The 15,514-nt window shown below is 68.9% G+C and carries 11 protein-coding genes, 1 pseudogene and 1 riboswitch; of the genes and pseudogenes, 7 read left to right on the plus strand and 5 right to left on the minus strand.

Features of this window, described 5'->3' with window-relative positions:
• Nucleotides 1-46: 46 nt before the first annotated feature.
• On the minus strand, nt 47-703 hold the full coding sequence (gene ribB / locus Q1X76_RS04770; protein ID WP_300718396.1) for a 3,4-dihydroxy-2-butanone-4-phosphate synthase: 657 nt from the start codon (nt 701-703) through the stop codon (nt 47-49).
• A 120-nt stretch (nt 704-823) separates the two neighbouring features.
• A riboswitch (FMN riboswitch) is annotated at nt 824-978 on the minus strand.
• A 611-nt stretch (nt 979-1,589) separates the two neighbouring features.
• Between ribB and Q1X76_RS04775 the strand changes: the two genes are divergently transcribed.
• Complete coding sequence (locus Q1X76_RS04775) at nt 1,590-2,123, plus strand: Hsp20/alpha crystallin family protein (protein ID WP_300718385.1); 534 nt, start codon at nt 1,590-1,592, stop codon at nt 2,121-2,123.
• A gap of 310 nt (nt 2,124-2,433) precedes the next feature.
• On the opposite strand, the gene serS is transcribed toward Q1X76_RS04775, so the two are convergent.
• Nucleotides 2,434-3,711 carry a serine--tRNA ligase gene (gene serS / locus Q1X76_RS04780; protein ID WP_300718386.1) on the minus strand — a complete coding sequence of 426 codons (1,278 nt, stop codon included), beginning with the start codon at nt 3,709-3,711 and terminating at the stop codon, nt 2,434-2,436.
• A gap of 131 nt (nt 3,712-3,842) precedes the next feature.
• Between serS and Q1X76_RS04785 the strand changes: the two genes are divergently transcribed.
• The 3 genes from Q1X76_RS04785 (at nt 3,843) to Q1X76_RS04795 (ending at nt 5,706) form a co-directional block, all read left to right on the plus strand.
• The gene (locus tag Q1X76_RS04785; protein WP_300718387.1) at nt 3,843-4,442 is read left to right on the plus strand and encodes a hypothetical protein; all 600 of its coding nucleotides are present in this window, start codon (nt 3,843-3,845) and stop codon (nt 4,440-4,442) included.
• A 155-nt stretch (nt 4,443-4,597) separates the two neighbouring features.
• The gene (locus Q1X76_RS04790; protein ID WP_300718388.1) at nt 4,598-4,942 is read left to right on the plus strand and encodes a hypothetical protein; all 345 of its coding nucleotides are present in this window, start codon (nt 4,598-4,600) and stop codon (nt 4,940-4,942) included.
• Nucleotides 4,943-5,193: 251 nt separating this feature from the next.
• Nucleotides 5,194-5,706, plus strand: coding sequence for an adenine phosphoribosyltransferase (locus Q1X76_RS04795; RefSeq protein ID WP_300718389.1), 513 nt, complete (start codon nt 5,194-5,196; stop codon nt 5,704-5,706).
• 665 nt (nt 5,707-6,371) lie between these two features.
• On the opposite strand, the gene Q1X76_RS04800 is transcribed toward Q1X76_RS04795, so the two are convergent.
• On the minus strand, nt 6,372-7,394 hold the full coding sequence (locus tag Q1X76_RS04800; RefSeq protein WP_300718390.1) for an NAD-dependent epimerase/dehydratase family protein: 1,023 nt from the start codon (nt 7,392-7,394) through the stop codon (nt 6,372-6,374).
• 576 nt (nt 7,395-7,970) lie between these two features.
• Here Q1X76_RS04800 and Q1X76_RS04805 point away from each other — a divergent pair.
• Both Q1X76_RS04805 and Q1X76_RS04810 read left to right on the plus strand, forming a co-directional pair.
• The gene (locus Q1X76_RS04805) at nt 7,971-9,161 is read left to right on the plus strand and encodes a glycosyltransferase family 4 protein (RefSeq protein ID WP_300718391.1); all 1,191 of its coding nucleotides are present in this window, start codon (nt 7,971-7,973) and stop codon (nt 9,159-9,161) included.
• A gap of 149 nt (nt 9,162-9,310) precedes the next feature.
• Nucleotides 9,311-10,660 carry a sugar transferase gene (locus tag Q1X76_RS04810; RefSeq protein WP_300718392.1) on the plus strand — a complete coding sequence of 450 codons (1,350 nt, stop codon included), beginning with the start codon at nt 9,311-9,313 and terminating at the stop codon, nt 10,658-10,660.
• Between the two features lie 458 nt (nt 10,661-11,118).
• Here the strand turns inward: Q1X76_RS04810 and Q1X76_RS04815 are convergent, their stop codons facing one another.
• Entirely contained in the window at nt 11,119-11,568 is a 450-nt protein-coding gene (locus Q1X76_RS04815; RefSeq protein ID WP_300718393.1) for a Cd(II)/Pb(II)-responsive transcriptional regulator, read from the minus strand.
• Between the two features lie 532 nt (nt 11,569-12,100).
• On the opposite strand from Q1X76_RS04815, the gene Q1X76_RS04820 reads away from it, so the two are divergent.
• Nucleotides 12,101-14,443 carry a heavy metal translocating P-type ATPase gene (locus tag Q1X76_RS04820; protein WP_366140983.1) on the plus strand — a complete coding sequence of 781 codons (2,343 nt, stop codon included), beginning with the start codon at nt 12,101-12,103 and terminating at the stop codon, nt 14,441-14,443.
• Between the two features lie 294 nt (nt 14,444-14,737).
• Here the strand turns inward: Q1X76_RS04820 and Q1X76_RS04825 are convergent.
• A pseudogene (locus Q1X76_RS04825) lies at nt 14,738-15,514 on the minus strand (DNA mismatch repair protein MutL); the annotation flags it as partial.

Consider the following 15,514-nt stretch of genomic DNA (forward strand, 5'->3'; position numbering starts at 1 on the left):
GCAAAAGCGGACGCCGCCGGCGCGCCCCGGGCCGCCGGACTCGGCCTCAGGCCCGGCCTTCCTGCCGTTGACGCCAGCGCACGATGTCCGCCACCGCCAGCAGGGGCAGATCATGCTCGCGGGCAAAGGCCGCCACCTGCGGCAGGCGCGACATGGTGCCGTCGTCATTGGTCAGCTCGCAGAGCACGCCGCAGGGGGGCAGGCCCGCCAGGGCCATCAGGTCCACGGTGGCCTCGGTATGGCCGCGCCGCTCCAGCACGCCGCCGGGACGCGCCCGCAGGGGGAAGACATGGCCGGGGCGGCGCAGGTCGTCAGGCCGCGCGCCGTCGGCCACGGCGGCCTTGACCGTGGTCACCCTGTCCGCCGCGGAAACGCCGGTGGTCACGCCCTCGGCGGCTTCGATGGAAATGGTGAAGGCGGTCTGCTGGGTATTGGTGTTGTGGGCCACCATGGGCGGCAGGCCCAGACGCGTGGCGCGCTCGTCGGTGAGGCAGAGGCAGACGATACCGCTGCAATGACGGATCAGGCGGGCCATCTGCGCGTCGGTCAGGCTGTGGGCGGGATAGATGAGGTCGCCTTCGTTCTCGCGATCCTCGTCGTCCACCACCAGTACGCCCTGCCCCGCGCGCACGGAGTCCAGAGCGCGCTGCATGCGCGTTTGCCAATCACCAAAAGAAGCCAGGATATCGGGGGACTGATGCATCATCGTCTCCTTGGTCGGCCCGGACGGGCCGGAAGATGTGCATCAGGGCACGGCTGCCGCGCGCGCCACGAGACGGCCCTTGCGGACCGTCCGTTCTGCGCCCGTCGCGGCAGAAAAACGAACCGTTCTCTTGCATCCGGACTGTTACCGTCGGCTCCGGGATCGCACCGGGATCTGCTGACCCGCGACACCTTGCATGTCGCGGCGCTCGCGGGCTCGTGCGGAAAACCGCCATCACCGCCGGTGGGGACTTGCACCCCGCCCTGAGAATGCTCCCACCATACGCGCGGCCGGGCGCTTTGGCAATCCCCGGACACGGCATGGTCACAGCCCTGTGGAAAAGCCGACGCGCCGCGTTTCCCGCCCGGGGCCGTGAGGCGTGGCGCGTCGGGGACAGGGTACCGGCATGGAGCCGGCACAGGCCGGGCGCATCCAGACGCCGTCCCTGTTGCCGCGTCACCGGATGCCGGAAAACGGCGCTTCCCGCGTTCGGGACGTCCGTGGCCGTGGTGCGGCCGCCGACGGTCATCGAACGGCGCTTCCCGCGCGTCTGGAGCGGCCAGGACATCCCAGCCTCCTGCGGGAACGTCAGGGAACGGACCGCACATAGACGGGGAGCCCGCACAGGCCGGGCGCGTCCAGGACGCCATCCCTGCTGCCGCGCCATCAGCGGGCGACGCACGGCGCTCCTCCCCGCGCATCCGGGGCGTCCCGGGGCGTCCCGTGCCCATCGCCTGCGGGAACGCCGGGCCCGGGCAGCGCGCCGAGGGGGCCGGAGCCGGGCGGGCCCTGTCCGCAGCGGCGAAAAAGTTTTCCACATGCTGTTGACAACTAGCCGGCACAGCTTACTTCTATGTCAACAAGAAAAATATCAGGAGGCATTGAAATGAGCCTTATCCGTGTATATCCCCAGCATTGGTTCTCTCCCAGCAACGCCCGGTCCGAGCAGGGCTTCCAGCCCCTGGACCGCCTGCATCACGATATCGACCGCCTGTTCAACGGCTTCTTCACGCCCGGCTGGCCCACCAGCCTGCTGGACAAGCCGCAGGCCGACATCCGCCCCAGCCTGGACATCCACAGCGATGACAAGGCCTACACCATCCACATGGAAGTGCCCGGCGTGGATCCCGACGAGGTCAAGGTGGAAGTCCGCGACGGCATGCTGACCGTGGAAGGCGAAAAGAAGATGGAAAGCTGCACCGCCCCGGCCGCCGAAGGCGACAAGGCGGACGCCAGGGGACCTGTCTGCCATGTGCAGGAACGTGTCTACGGCTCCTTCTGCCGCCAGATCGGCCTGGCGGAAGACGCGGATGTGGAAAACATCAGCGCCAGCCACAAGAACGGCGTGCTGACCATCGTCATCCCCCGCAAGCAGCCCGAAGCCCCCGCCGCCCGCGCCATCACGGTGCAGAAGCAGTAATCCCCCTCATGATCCCCTCCAGCGGCTCCCGCTCCCCGGGGAGCCGCCCCGCCCGCAACGGGCGGGACTCCACGGCCTGCCGCGCGCTCCTGCACGGCAGGCCGCCTTTTTGTGCACAGTCTGGGGACAAGGCTGTGCCCTCCTGGAAGACAGCCTCTCCGGTGCAGGCCTGACCGCTCCTCCGCCGGCAGTGCAGGCCATGCATCGTGCGCCCGCCGGGCCTCCGCGCAAGCGGGGCGCCGAACGAAAAAAGGCGGCATCCCGCGCGAGGGGACGCCGCCTTGCATTTTTTGGAGGGCTTGCGGACGGGCTATTTCCTGTCCGCGGGCTCGATGACTTCCACGCCGTCCATATAGGGCACCAGCACCCTGGGCAGCACGATGCTGCCGTCCTTCTGCTGGCCGTTTTCCAGAATGGCGGCCATGGCGCGGCCCGTGGGCAGGCCGGAGCCGTTGAGGGTGTGGCAGTAGGCGCTCTTGCCGCCCCTGGGCTTGAAGCGGATGTCCGCGCGGCGGGCCTGGAAGTCGATGCAGTTGGAGCAGGAGGAGATCTCGCGGTAGGTGTTCTGCGCGGGCAGCCAGACTTCCAGATCATAGGTCTTGGCCGATCCGAAGCCCATGTCGCCCGTGCAGAGGGTGATCACGCGGTAGGGCAGCTCCAGCTTTTCCAGCAGGGTGCGGGCATGGCCCACCATGATCTCCAGCTGGTTGAAGCTGTCGTCGGGATGGGCGAAGCGCACCATCTCCACCTTGGTGAACTGGTGCAGGCGGATCAGGCCGCGCGTGTCCTTGCCCGCGGCCCCGGCTTCGGAACGGAAGCAGGGCGTGGCCGCGCAGTAGGCGCGGGGCAGGTCGGCCTCGTCCAGCACCTCGCCGGCGTGCAGGTTGGTCAGGGGCACTTCGGCCGTGGGGATCAGATAGTAATCCCAGACGGGCATCTTGAAGAGGTCTTCCTCGAACTTGGGCAGCTGGCCCGTGCCGGTCATGGTGGCGCGGTTGACCATGAAGGGAGGGCAGACTTCGATATAATCCTCGTGCTTCACATGCTGATCCAGGAAGAAATTGACCAGGGCGCGGTCCAGACGGGCGGCCCAGCCCATGTACAGGGCAAAGCGGCTGCCGGCCAGACGGGTGGCGCGCTCGAAGTCCAGGGCGCCGCCGCCCAGCTCCCAGTGCTGGCGGATGGGGAAATCGAACTGGCGCGGCGTGCCCCAGCGGAGCACTTCCACATTCTCGGTCTCGTCCTTGCCCACGGGCACGCTGGCGTCCGGGATGTTGGGCACGCCCATGAGCCAGGCTTCCACGGCGGCCCTGGCCTCGGCGGTCTGCACGTCCAGGGCCTTGATGCGGGCGGAAAGCGCGCCCAGCTCCGCCATCATGGGCGAGGCGTCCTTGCCTTCGCGCTTGAGCTGGGCCACCTGGCGCGAGGCGGCGTTCTGCTGCTGCTTGAGGCTTTCCACTTCGGCCAGCAGGGCGCGGCGGCGGCCATCCAGTTCGAGGAATTCATCCACTTTCAGCGGCGACTGCCGGTCGGCCAGGGCCTTGGCCAGCACTTCGGGCTGTTTCTGCACCAGTTTGAGGTCGATCATAAAAACTCCTGCATAGCATGCGCAATGTGGGGGCCACGCTACCACGAGCCCCCGGACCTTGCAAGACAGGGACATTGCGTATATAAAAAGTCTCAAGACTTTTTAACACATCTTCCCTGCGAGAGCCCGCCATGAAATCCGCCCGTATCACCCGCCTCCTGCCCCTGTCGCTGGCGCTGCTGCTGGCCCTGTTCCTGACCGCCTGCGGTCCCAGCAACACCGTGCGCCTGATTTCGCCCGCGCCCGCGGTCAACCCCGTCCTGCCCGCGCCCAACGCCCCGCGCGTGACCGTGGTGCCCTTCGCCGACAAACGCCAGGATACCAGCAACCTCGGCGTGCGCCGTGACGGCAGCGCCTTCGTGGCCAGCGAAGACGTGGCCCAGTGGGTGAGCCGCGGCCTGGCCGACGAACTGCGCCGCCAGGGCGTGCAGGTCTCCTACGCCATGGACGAGAGCCAGGCCCGCAGCGGCAACCCCGACTATATCGTCACCGGCACCCTGGAACAGGCCTGGCTGCGCGAAGTCTCGGCCACCGAGCTGGCCACCTCCATGCGCGCCACCTACCGCCTGGCCTCCCGCAGCGGCCGCGTGACCAAGGAGACCCTCAACTCCAGCCAGAACCGCAGCGGCCTGCCCACCAGCGACGCCGCCGAGGAGATCATGGTCAGCAGCCTGCGCGAGCTGGTGCAGCCCATGGCCCGCAAGATCAAGGCCATCGTGGACGGAAAGTAGACAGGATCCCCGGGGCTCCCCCGTGCGGGAGCCCCTTCCTTTCCCGGTCCTGCCCCTTGCGACAGGACCTTTTCTTTTTTCAGGGGCCGGCATGTCCGCCCCGGGACGGCCGCGGCCGTCCCGGACAGTCGCCCCGCATCCCCACGGAGCCCGCTGTGCGCGATCCCCTGGTCAAGGCCTACGGCCATGTCTATCCCGTGACCCCCGCCCTGTACGACGCCCTGGAGCTGGCCCTGCGCGATGCCCTGGGCGACGATGACGGGGACGTGCCCCTGCTCTGCCGCGAGGGCGACATGGCCCGCATCTCACTGGAAGGCTTCTATTTTCCCGAAGACGGCGTACTGGACGCCTTCCGGGCCCACCTGACCCCGGCCATGCAGGGCAAGCTGGACGTGCTGGACATGGAAGGCTGGCGCCTGACCCGGCATGTCTTCGATCACGGGCAGGTCAAAAGCAGCAGCGCGCCCCTGAACAACGTGCTGGACTATTCCGGGCATTGATGCCCGCCCGGCAGCGCCTTCCCGCGCCCTGCCCTCGCCGCAGGACGAGGGGTCGACGCCCCCTCTGGCCCCGGCGGCACGGCGTCCGGCAGCCGCCGCCGGGGGCTCCCGGTCCCGGCTTCGTCCGGCGGGCATGCGGCGCGGCAGCCGCCCTGCCCCTTCACGGTGCTGGCCGCACCTCGCGGGGAGCCCGCCCGCGATCCGGTCCTGCCCCGCGATCCGTCACCCAACCCGCATCCCCGGAGGTCCCCATGGACATCGCGTCCTTCATCCGCCATGTGCCCGACTACCCCAAGCCCGGCATCCTCTTTTACGACATCACGCCCCTGCTGGCCTCGCCCGGGGCCTTTGCCGCCGTCACCGACTGGATGGTCGCCCAGACACGGGCCCTGCGGCCCACCCGCATCGTGGCCGCCGAAGCGCGGGGCTTCCTGTTCGCGGCGCCGCTGGCCCAGCGCCTCGGCGCGGGCCTGGCCCCGGTGCGCAAACCCGGCAAGCTGCCCTGCGCGACCTTTTCCGTCAGCTATGACCTGGAATACGGCTCCAATACCCTCTGCCTGCACAAGGACGCCCTGGGCCCGGAAGACCGCGTCCTCATCGTGGACGACGTGCTGGCCACGGGCGGCACCGCGAACGCCATGATCCGCCTGGTGCGCCGGAGCGGGGCCAGCGTGGCGGGCTGCTGCATGCTCATGGAACTGGACGCCCTGGGCGGGCGCAAGCTGCTGGGCGACATCCCCCTGTCCGTGCTGCTGCACGTCTAGGCGTGCTGACACTCTCCGCAGCTTGTCCGGGGGGGCAGGGAAGGCCCTCCTCCCTGCTGCCGATGCCCGCAGCTTCCACCGTCGCAACGGACACGGCCGGCGGCTGCCATCCGGTCGCTGCTCGCGCGCGAAGGCTTCCCCTTCTCCCTCCTCCTTTCCCCAGCGCGCTTTTTCGGATGAACAGGGGAAGATGCGGCAAGCATCCTCCACCGGACAGAGGCCGCCGATGAAATCTCCTAATGCGTTGAAATGAATCGTACAATTCGTGCCAGCACGCCCCAGCCCATCTCCTGTGCGCGGCGGAAGGCCGGAATGGTGTATCCAGGCGGGAACAGCGGGGGGAGGTCGCTCCTGTCCGCGGCGGAAGGCCCGTGGAAAGCCCCTGGACGCAGGCAGCGACCGCAGGCGCCCGCCTGGCCGCGCCCGCCGGTGACATGGGACGCCGCGGCCACCGCCGGCAGAACGGAAAGGAAGGGAAGCAGCCCGCGAGACCGGCAGAGCGCCATGCCAGGCCCGCATGGACGGGCCCTGGACAAGGAGAGGCGGGAGGGGGCCCCTTTTGCCACCGGCAAAGGGCTGCCCTCTGCGCACCATGTTCCCCGGATGCAAAAGGCCCCCGATGCGTTCCGGCATCGGGGGCCTGTGCGGCAAAACGGCAAAACAGACTACAGGTTGGCGGCGTACCAGTCGCCGGCCAGGCGCAGGCCCGTGCGCACGTCGAACTGGGGATCATAGCCCAGCAGGGTGCGGGCGCGGGTGATGTCGGCCAGGGAGTGGCGCACGTCGCCGGCGCGGAAGTCGCGGTGGGTGGCCGTGGCCGTGGCGGCCTCGGGCATGTGGCGCGACACTTCCTCGCGGATCAGCTCAAAGAGCTCGTTCAGGGTGGTGCGCTGGCCAAAGGCCACGTTATAGATCTTGTTGCGGCCTTCCTCGCCCACGAAGCTGGCCAGCAGGTTGGCCTGGACCACGTTGTCGATGTAGCAGAAATCGCGGCTGGTCTCGCCGTCGCCGTTGACGAAGACGGTCTCCTTTTTCAGCAGGCTGGCGAACCACTGGGGGATGACGGCGGCATAGGCGCCGTAGGGGTCCTGACGCTGGCCGAACACGTTGAAGTAGCGCAGGCCCACGGTGGTGAAGCCATAGCAGCGGGCGAAGACGTCGGCATAGAGCTCGTCCACATACTTGGTCACGGCATAGGGCGACAGGGGACGGCCGATCTTGTCTTCCACCTTGGGCAGCTCGGGCGAATCGCCGTAGGTGGAGGAGGAGGCGGCGTAGACGAAGCTCCTGACGCCCGCGTCACGCGCGGCCACCAGCATGTTGACGTAGCCGGTGATGTTGCAGCTGTTGGACAAAATGGGATCGTCGATGGAACGCGGCACGGAACCCAGGGCGGCCTCGTGCAGCACATGGTCCACGCCCTGGCAGGCCTGGCGGCAGGTATCCAGATCGCGGATGTCGCCCTTGATGAAGGTGAAGCGGCTCCAGGCTTCGGGACCCACCAAGGCTTCCACCATGTCTAGGTTCTTCTGGTAGCCGGTGAGGAAATTGTCCAGGCCCACCACGGTCTGCCCCAGCTTGAGCAGATGTTCCAGCAGATTGGAGCCGATGAAGCCGGCCACGCCGGTCACCAGCCAGGTGGAGGGCCGGGCACGCATCGTTTCACACAGTTGGCTGTAAGCGCTCATAGTGCTTCCTTTGGGATCGAGATTGCCCGCCGGGAGGCCGCGAGAACGAAAATTTCCGCCCTCGCGGCACAGACGGCGTGCTTCCCTTGTACGCTGCGCCGCCGCCGCTGTCAAAATGCGCGGGCCCGCCGGGAGCCTGCCGGACGGTCTGTCGTTGCCCGGCTTTCGTGCGCCGCCACCGCCCGGACAGGCCGCGGTGTATCGGGGCACCGGCCCTGTGTGCCATGATGGCGCCGTCGTGCGGCCGCCGCCCGCGTCCTGCCCGCATCCTGACTGCGCCCCGGCCAAACTGCCCGTCTCCTGTCCGCGGATGCCCGGCACGAGCGCCCCGGGGCCTGCACGGAAGGGAGCGCCCCCTCCGCCGCTGCTCCCGGCAGGCACGCCGGGCCCCCTACGGCCTCTTTTCAGAGACGGGCGATGCTGGTATAGCCCCGTAAAGAGGCCGCTGCAGGGCCACGGGGCCGTTCCCGCCACCGGCCGTCCCCCGCTGCCGCGCCCGGCCGGTGCCCTGCCGCCGGCGCGGGAGATCCCGGAGCTTTTGAGGCGTCCGCCGGAAAGGCGGACAAAGGATATGCCGTGAAAATACTCGTACTGGGCAATCAGGCCCGCTCCACCGCCAATTTCTGGACCGTGCTCATGGGCCGGATGCGGGCGGCCGGACATACCGTCCTCTGTGCCGTCCCCCCCGGCGACAGTGCCGCCGAAGCCGCCCTCCTCGCCATCGGCGGGCACGGCAGCGCGCGCCGTTCAGGCCCGGCCGTGCGTCTGTGCCACTATCCGCTGGACCGCAAGGGCCTCAATCCCCTGCGGGACATGGTCACGCTGCAGGCCCTGTACCGCCTCTTCCGGCGGGAAAAACCGGACCTGCTCTTCGCCTCCACCATCAAGCCCGTCATCTACGGCTGCCTGGCGGCGCGTCTGGCCGGGGTGCCGCACATCTACGCCACCATCACCGGTCTGGGCTATGCCTTCGAGGCGGACAACCTGTTCAAGAAATGCGTCAACCGCCTGAGCGTGGCCCTGTACCGCTGCGCCCTGGCCGGAGCCGAGGGCGTCTTTTTCCAGAACCGCGACGATGCCGAGCTCTTCCGCCGGGTGGGGATCCTGGGCCGCGACGCGCGCGTGCTCATGGCGCGCGGCACCGGGGTGGACATCCGCCGCTTCGCCGAAGCGCCCCTGCCGCCCCTGCCCGCCGACGACTGCCCCCCGGAACAGCGGGCCCTGACCTTCCTGCTGGTGGGCCGGCTGCTGGAAGCCAAGGGCCTGCCCGAATACGCCGCCGCGGCCAGAGAGCTGAAAGCCTCCTATCCCGCCGCCCGCTTCCAGCTGCTGGGCCCGCCGGAACAGGGCCTGGGCAGCGTGGACCTGGCCCAGGTGCGCCGCTGGCAGGACGAAGGCAGCATCGAATACCTGGGCGAGACCCGCGATGTGCGCCCCTATGTGGCGGCCTGTCACGCCCTGGTGCTGCCCTCGTGGCGTGAAGGCACGCCTACGTCCATCATGGAAGGCATGAGCATGGGCCGCGCGGCCGTGGTCACGGACGTGCCCGGCTGCCGCGAGGTGGTGGAGGACGGCGTCAACGGCTGCATCTGCGCCGCCCACGATGCCCGCGCCCTGGCCGCCGCCATGCGCCGCCTGCTGGACGAGCCCCGGCTGCTGGCCGGGATGGGGGCCGCCGGCCGGGCCCTGGCCTGCCGTGAGTTCGACGCCGACGTCGTGGCCGAAAAGATCCTGTCCGACATGCGTGTGCCCCACGCTGCCGGTTAAGACCGTGCCGCCGGAGGCCCGACGACGGGCTCCCGGCCGTCCGCGACCGGGCGCGCCGTCCAGGCGCGCCAGCGCCCTGTCCGTAGCGTCGCGGACCGTCCGCGGGGGATGTTCCCCGGCACGAACCCTTGGAGAAACGTGGAGAAACTATGATCAGCCGTTACCGCATGGCTCTGATGCAGGTGGTGGACCTGTGCTGCATCCTGCTGGCCCTGACCGTTTCCGGTCTGGTGACCATCGCGCCGGATCTGAGCGTCTTTGACGACTACACCGGCGCATCCCTGTTCACCGTCTTCTTCTACCTGCTCTTCTTCTACATCCTCGACGCCTACAGCGTGGGCATGGAAGACATCAAGGACACCCTGGGCCGCGTCCTGGTGGCCTGTGTGCTGGGCATCATCAGTTCGGCCACGGCCTCCTTCGCCCTGGAGCACTGGCGCTTCGACCGCGAGACCGTGCTCCTGCTCTTCGCGCTTTCCTTCGTGTTCTGCATGGGCTGGCGCCTGCTCTATTACCTCAATGCCGAGAAGCTGACCCATCCCCTGCGCGTGCTGCTGGTGGGCGTGGACCGCGAAGGCAAGGTGCGCAAGCTGCTGGCCGAAGGCCTGCCCAAGGCCCGCATCCTGGGCTATGTGGGCGAAAAGGACCAGGGCCCCGAAGCCGGTGAATGCTTCGGCCCGCCCTTCATGGCCCTGGAAGCCGCCAAAAAGCACCAGGCCACCATGATCGTGCTCCTGCCCGACGCCCCCATCGACGACGACATCGCCCACGACCTGCTGGAAGCCAAGCTGCACGGCGCCATGGTGGTGGACATCCGCGCCTTCTACGAACATGTGGTGCAGCGCCTGCCCCTGTCCCAGATCACCGAGGAATGGCTGCTGCAGACCGAGGGCTTCTCGCTCAACACGCGCGGCAGCCTGCGCCGCCTGAAGCGGGCCTTCGACCTGTTCCTGTCCCTGCTGCTGCTCATCCCGGCCGCGCCCGTCATGCTCATCACCGCCCTGCTGATCCGTCTGGAATCGCCGGGACCGGTCATCTACCGCCAGGACCGCGTGGGCCTGTATGAAAAGGAATTCACGGTCTACAAGTTCCGCTCCATGCGCACCGACGCCGAAAAGGACGGCGCTGTCTGGGCCTCGGCCAACGACGCCCGCGTGACCCGCGTGGGCAAGTTCATCCGCAAGGTGCGCATCGACGAGCTGCCCCAGATCTGGAACATCATCAAGGGCGACATGAGCTTCATCGGCCCCCGCCCCGAACGCATGACCTTCGTGAAGCAGCTCAAGGAACACATCCCCTATTACAGCCTGCGCCATACCGTGAAGCCCGGCCTCACGGGCTGGGCCCAGGTCCGCTACCCCTATGGCGCCAATGAGGAAGACGCCCGCCACAAGCTGGAATACGACCTGTTCTATGTGAAGAACATCTCCATCCTGCTGGACATCCACATCATCTTCAAGACCATCGGCGTGGTGCTCTTCCCCAAGGGCGCGCGCTAGGGCGTGCCGGCACTGTCCACCTGTTTGGGGGAAGGGAAGGCCCTCATCTCCGCTGCCGATGCCCGCAGCTTCCTCCGTGGCAACGGGCACGGCCTGCGGCCGCCATCCGGCCGCTGCCCGCGCGAGAGGGCTTCCCCTTCCCCCAAGCTCCTTGGCCCAGCGCGCTTTTCCAGACGGGCACGGGAGCCTGCGGCAGCCCTCCTTCACCGGGCATGCGGGGCCGGCGGTCACCCGCATACGCTGGACGTGACGCCTGCGGCAGCCCTCCTTCACCGGGCATGCGGGGCTGATATCCTCTGTTTGTGCGAAACAACTTGCAAAATTTGTATCAGCACGCCCTGGATGCGGACATCCCGGCACAGCGGACATCCCGGCACAAAGGACGGCGGGGCGGATCAGCCGGCTGATCCGCCCCCTTCTTTCTTCCCGGCCGGGGACAGAGGGGCCTCTGGCGGGGCTCAGGCCCGCTCCTGCCCCGGGCGCCGCTGCCGGGCCTGACAGTACTGGCAGTTCTCGCCGTCGATAAGGCTCTTCAGGATACCGCAGCCCCCTTCCCGGTTGCCGTCGCATTTGTGATACAGGGATTCGAGATGCGTCTTGAGGTGCTCAAGGTCCCGTATCTGCTGCTCCACGGCTTCGATATGCGTGCGGATGAGCCTGTTGATCCAGTCACAGCTGCCCGTGGGATGGTCGCTGTACACCAGCAGGGTGCGGATCTCGGCCAGGCTCATGCCGTGCTGGCGGCAATGGCGGATGAAGCGCAGCCGCGCGATGTCCCCGTCCCCGTAAAGGCGATAGTTCCGTTCCGTGCGTTCCGGGCGTTCCAGCAGCCCTTCCTTCTCATAATAGCGGATGGTGACCACCTGACAGCCGGTCATCTTCGCCAGCTCGCCTATCTTCAACTTCATGTGCTCCTCCGGTCCGGGCCTGTGGGGCGTCCCGGCAGCGGCCGGAAAAATCTTTCCGCAGGGCTTCCTTCCCTCTTGACCCTATAGCGACTATAGGCCCTATGGTCTGTAAAAAGCAAGAACGACCGGGGACGCCGGACACCGGCAGCCCCGTGGAGGAACGACCATGAACAGTGGAGCCCTGTTTCCATGCCCCTGCGGCGCCCGGCACCCGCAGGGCTTCGAATGCGACAGGCTGCCCCGTGCAGCCATGCCCGCCGGACACGCACACGCCTCCCACGGCCACGGGCCTTGTGGCCACAGCCATGACCACGGATGCACAGATGACCATGCCCCCGGGCACGACGCCCACCCGCACGGCCATGCGCATGCGGGCGACCTCCATGCGCACGAGCACGGGAGCGGCGGCCACGACCATGCCCACGACCACGGGCATGGCCAGTGCCGTTGCGGCCATGGTGCGGCCCAGGCCGTGGACTGGGCCACGCTGGCGGCCCCTTCCGCCACGCGCGCCGTGTACCGCATCAGCAACATGGACTGTCCCATGGAAGAGGCGCTCATCAGGAAGAAGCTGGCCACCGTCCCCGGTATCACCGGCCTCGGCTTCAACCTCATGCAGCGCGTGCTCACCGTGGAGCACGGCCTGCCGTCCACGGCGCCCATCGAGTCCGCCCTGCGGGCCATCGGCATGACGCCGGAAACGCTGGATGCGGCCGGAGGCGCCACGGCCGTCTTTGTGCTGGACGGCATGGACTGCCCCACGGAAGAGCGCCTCGTCCGCAAGGCTCTGGACGGCCTGCCGGGGCTGCTCGGCCTTGAGACCGACCTGATGCAGCGCCGCGTGCATGTGCGGCACGAGCCCGCGGCCCTCCCGGCCATCAGCGCCGCCCTGGAAGGCCTGGACATGGGCGCCCGGCTGCTGGGAGGGACGGCACAGGCCCAGGACGCCATGCCGGCTCCCCGCATCCCCTGGAAGCGGCTCGCCGTGGCTGGCGGCTTCGCCATCCTGTCCGAGCTCATGGAGCTCGTCCGGCACTGGGAGGCGCTCCCCCCGGACCACGGCATGGCCTCATGGACCGTGGCTGGCTGGCCCGTGCTGACGCTCCTGCCCCTGCTCTTCGCCATCATCGCCATCCTGCTGGGCGGCCTGACCACCTATCGCAAGGGCTGGCTGGCCGTCTCCAACCTCGACCTGAACATCAACGCCCTCATGTCCGTGGCCGTCACCGGGGCCGTGCTCATCGGGCAGTTCCCGGAAGCGGCCATGGTCATGGTGCTGTTCAACGTCTCGGAAGCCATCGAGGCCAGGGCCCTGGACAGGGCCCGCAACGCCATCAGGGACCTGCTGGCCCTGGCGCCCGCTACGGCCACTGTCCTGCGTGAGGACGGCAGCTGGCAGGAAGCCGACATCCGCACCGTGGCCGCGGGCAGCCGCGTGCGCGTGCGCCCCGGCGAGAAGATCGCCCTGGACGGTCTGGTGCTGGACGGCCATTCCCTGGTGGACCAGTCGCCCATCACCGGCGAGAGCATGCCGGTGGAGAAGCAGGCCGGGGACACGGTCTACGCCGGCACCCTCAATACCTCAGGCTCCTTCGAGTTCCGGGTGACCGCCGCGGCCACGGACACCACGCTGGCCCGCATCATCCATGCCGTGGAAGAGGCCCAGGGCAGCCGTGCCCCCATGCAGCGCCTTGTGGACACCTTCGCGCGCTGTTACACCCCGGCCGTCTTCGTGGTGGCCCTGCTGGCCGCCGTCGTGCCGCCCCTGTTCCTGGGCACGGCCTGGACGGACGCCGTCTATACCGCTCTGGTGCTGCTGGTCATCGGCTGCCCCTGCGCCCTGGTCATCTCCACGCCGGTCAGCATCGTCAGCGGCATGGCCGCCGCCACCCGCTACGGCATCCTCATCAAGGGCGGGCTGTTCCTGGAACAGGGCAGACGCCTTGACTGTCTGGCCCTGGACAAGACCGGCACCCTCACCTGCGGCACGCCGCGCCAGACCGACTGCCTCTGCACGGGGCAGGAAGACGAAACGGAAGTCCGCTCGCTGGCGGCCAGTCTGGCGGCCCGCTCCGACCATCCCGTTTCCGGGGCCATCGCCCAGGCCGCCGCGAAGGACGGCATCCCCCTGCGGGACGTGGACGACTTCACGGCGCTGCCCGGTCAGGGCGTCAGCGGCGTCATGGCCGGACAGCGCTGGTACCTGGGCAACCGCAGCCTGGCGGCATCGCTGGGGCGGTGCCCGGCAGAGGTCGGGGAGCGGATCGCCCGGCTGGAGCAGCAGGGCAAGACCGTGGTCGCGCTCGTGGGCGACAAGGGCGTCCAGGCCCTGCTGGCCGTGGCCGACACGCCCAAGGCAAGCAGTCTGGAAGCTGTCAGGGAATTGAAGGAACTGGGCGTGCGCACGGTCATGCTCACCGGTGACAACGGGCATGCGGCGGCGGCCATCGCCCGTCAGGTGGGCGTGGACGACTTCAGGGCCGATCTGCTCCCGGCGGACAAGCTCGCCGTCATCGAGGAACTGGAAGCCCGGGGCCACAGGGTGGGCATGGTGGGCGACGGCATCAACGACGCCCCGGCGCTGGCCCGGGCCGACATCGGTTTCGCCATGGCCGGCAACGGCACGGACACCGCCATCGAGACCGCCGACGTGGCGCTCATGGACGACGATCTGCGCAAGATCCCCCGCTTCATCCGCCTGTCCAGGGCCACCTTCGCCATCCTGGTGCAGAACATCGCCCTGGCGCTGGGCGTCAAGGCACTGTTCCTCGCCCTGACCTTCACCGGCCATGCCACCATGTGGATGGCTGTCTTCGCCGACGTGGGCACGGCCCTGCTGGTGGTGGCCAACGGCCTGCGGGCCATGCGGCAATGACGCCGCCCGAAGGCGGCAGCGGGAGCCTTCCGCATCGCGGAGGGACACGCTCCCGCGTGATGCCGCTTCCCGCCCCGCGAACGGCAGACCGGGACGGTCCCCCGGGGGACCGTCCCGGTCTTGTCTTCCATCCATACGGCACCGGACTGCCTGTTTTTCCCGTACGGTCCAAACAACTGCCCGCCGGGTTCGCCGCAGGCCATGCCATGAGGCGGGAGGCCTGCCGGCACAAGAGCTCTGCGGTTCCGTACGCTGCGGCGATGCCGCCGCATCAGGCGCACGGGCCCGGGAGCCTCACTGCCGCCGCTTGAACAGCTTTTCCAGGGCCGCGGCATCCCAGCGCAGGACGCAGGGGCGGCCGTGCGGGCAGTACTCCCGCTCCGGCGTGTGCAGCCACTGGCGCAGCAGGGCCGCGGCCTCGTCGTCGGCCAGACGCTGCCCGGCCTTGATGGCGCCCTTGCAGGACAGGGAGATGAACATGGCGCGTATGTCGTCCCTGCGCCCGGCCAGGACCTCGCGCAGGAAGTCCCCGGCCTCACCGCGCGACAGGGCGGGCGGGATGCCCCGCGCCAGCAGGCGGCCGCCGGAGCAGCTCACGTCGAAACCCATGCGCTCCAGATTGTCCCTGATCTCCAGGAAGCGCTCCTCCTCCACCGGCTGCAGGGGCAATTCCAGCGGCAGGGCCAGGCACTGGGCCGTGCCCGCGAAGGCCCCCTTGCGCAGGCGCTCGTAGAGCACCCGCTCGTGCGCCGCATGCTGGTCCAGCAGCATCAGGGCCCCGGAGCCGTCGCGCAGCACGAGGTAGGTCCCGGCCACCTGGCCCAGATAGCTCAGGCCGCCCACCGTCAGCTCGCGGCATCCGGCGGCGCTGCCGCCCGCAGCGGCATCCGGCGCGCAGGCGCTCTCCCCGCTCCCCTGCGCCGCCCCTGCGGCTCCTGCCGGGACGTCCGGCAGGCATGCAGGCATGCCGTCCGGCGCGGCCTCCGCCACAGTATCCGGCACGGCGCCCATCCCGGCCCGTGCGGCAGGGCGCTCCGCGGGGCGGCGGGCCCCGTCCGTACCGTCCTGCTC

Origin of the sequence: uncultured Desulfovibrio sp. (assembly GCF_949282365.1) — a bacterium.
Lineage (GTDB): Bacteria > Desulfobacterota > Desulfovibrionia > Desulfovibrionales > Desulfovibrionaceae > Desulfovibrio.

Coding starts and splice junctions, on each gene's coding strand:
- Q1X76_RS04820 (WP_366140983.1), top strand. CDS start 12,101: ATGGACTGTCCCATGGAAGAGGCGCTCATCAGGAAGAAGCTGGCCACC.
- Q1X76_RS04800 (WP_300718390.1), bottom strand. CDS start 7,394: ATGAGCGCTTACAGCCAACTGTGTGAAACGATGCGTGCCCGGCCCTCC.
- serS (WP_300718386.1), bottom strand. CDS start 3,711: ATGATCGACCTCAAACTGGTGCAGAAACAGCCCGAAGTGCTGGCCAAG.
- Q1X76_RS04775 (WP_300718385.1), top strand. CDS start 1,590: ATGAGCCTTATCCGTGTATATCCCCAGCATTGGTTCTCTCCCAGCAAC.
- Q1X76_RS04815 (WP_300718393.1), bottom strand. CDS start 11,568: ATGAAGTTGAAGATAGGCGAGCTGGCGAAGATGACCGGCTGTCAGGTG.
- Q1X76_RS04795 (WP_300718389.1), top strand. CDS start 5,194: ATGGACATCGCGTCCTTCATCCGCCATGTGCCCGACTACCCCAAGCCC.
- ribB (WP_300718396.1), bottom strand. CDS start 703: ATGCATCAGTCCCCCGATATCCTGGCTTCTTTTGGTGATTGGCAAACG.
- Q1X76_RS04810 (WP_300718392.1), top strand. CDS start 9,311: ATGATCAGCCGTTACCGCATGGCTCTGATGCAGGTGGTGGACCTGTGC.
- Q1X76_RS04785 (WP_300718387.1), top strand. CDS start 3,843: ATGAAATCCGCCCGTATCACCCGCCTCCTGCCCCTGTCGCTGGCGCTG.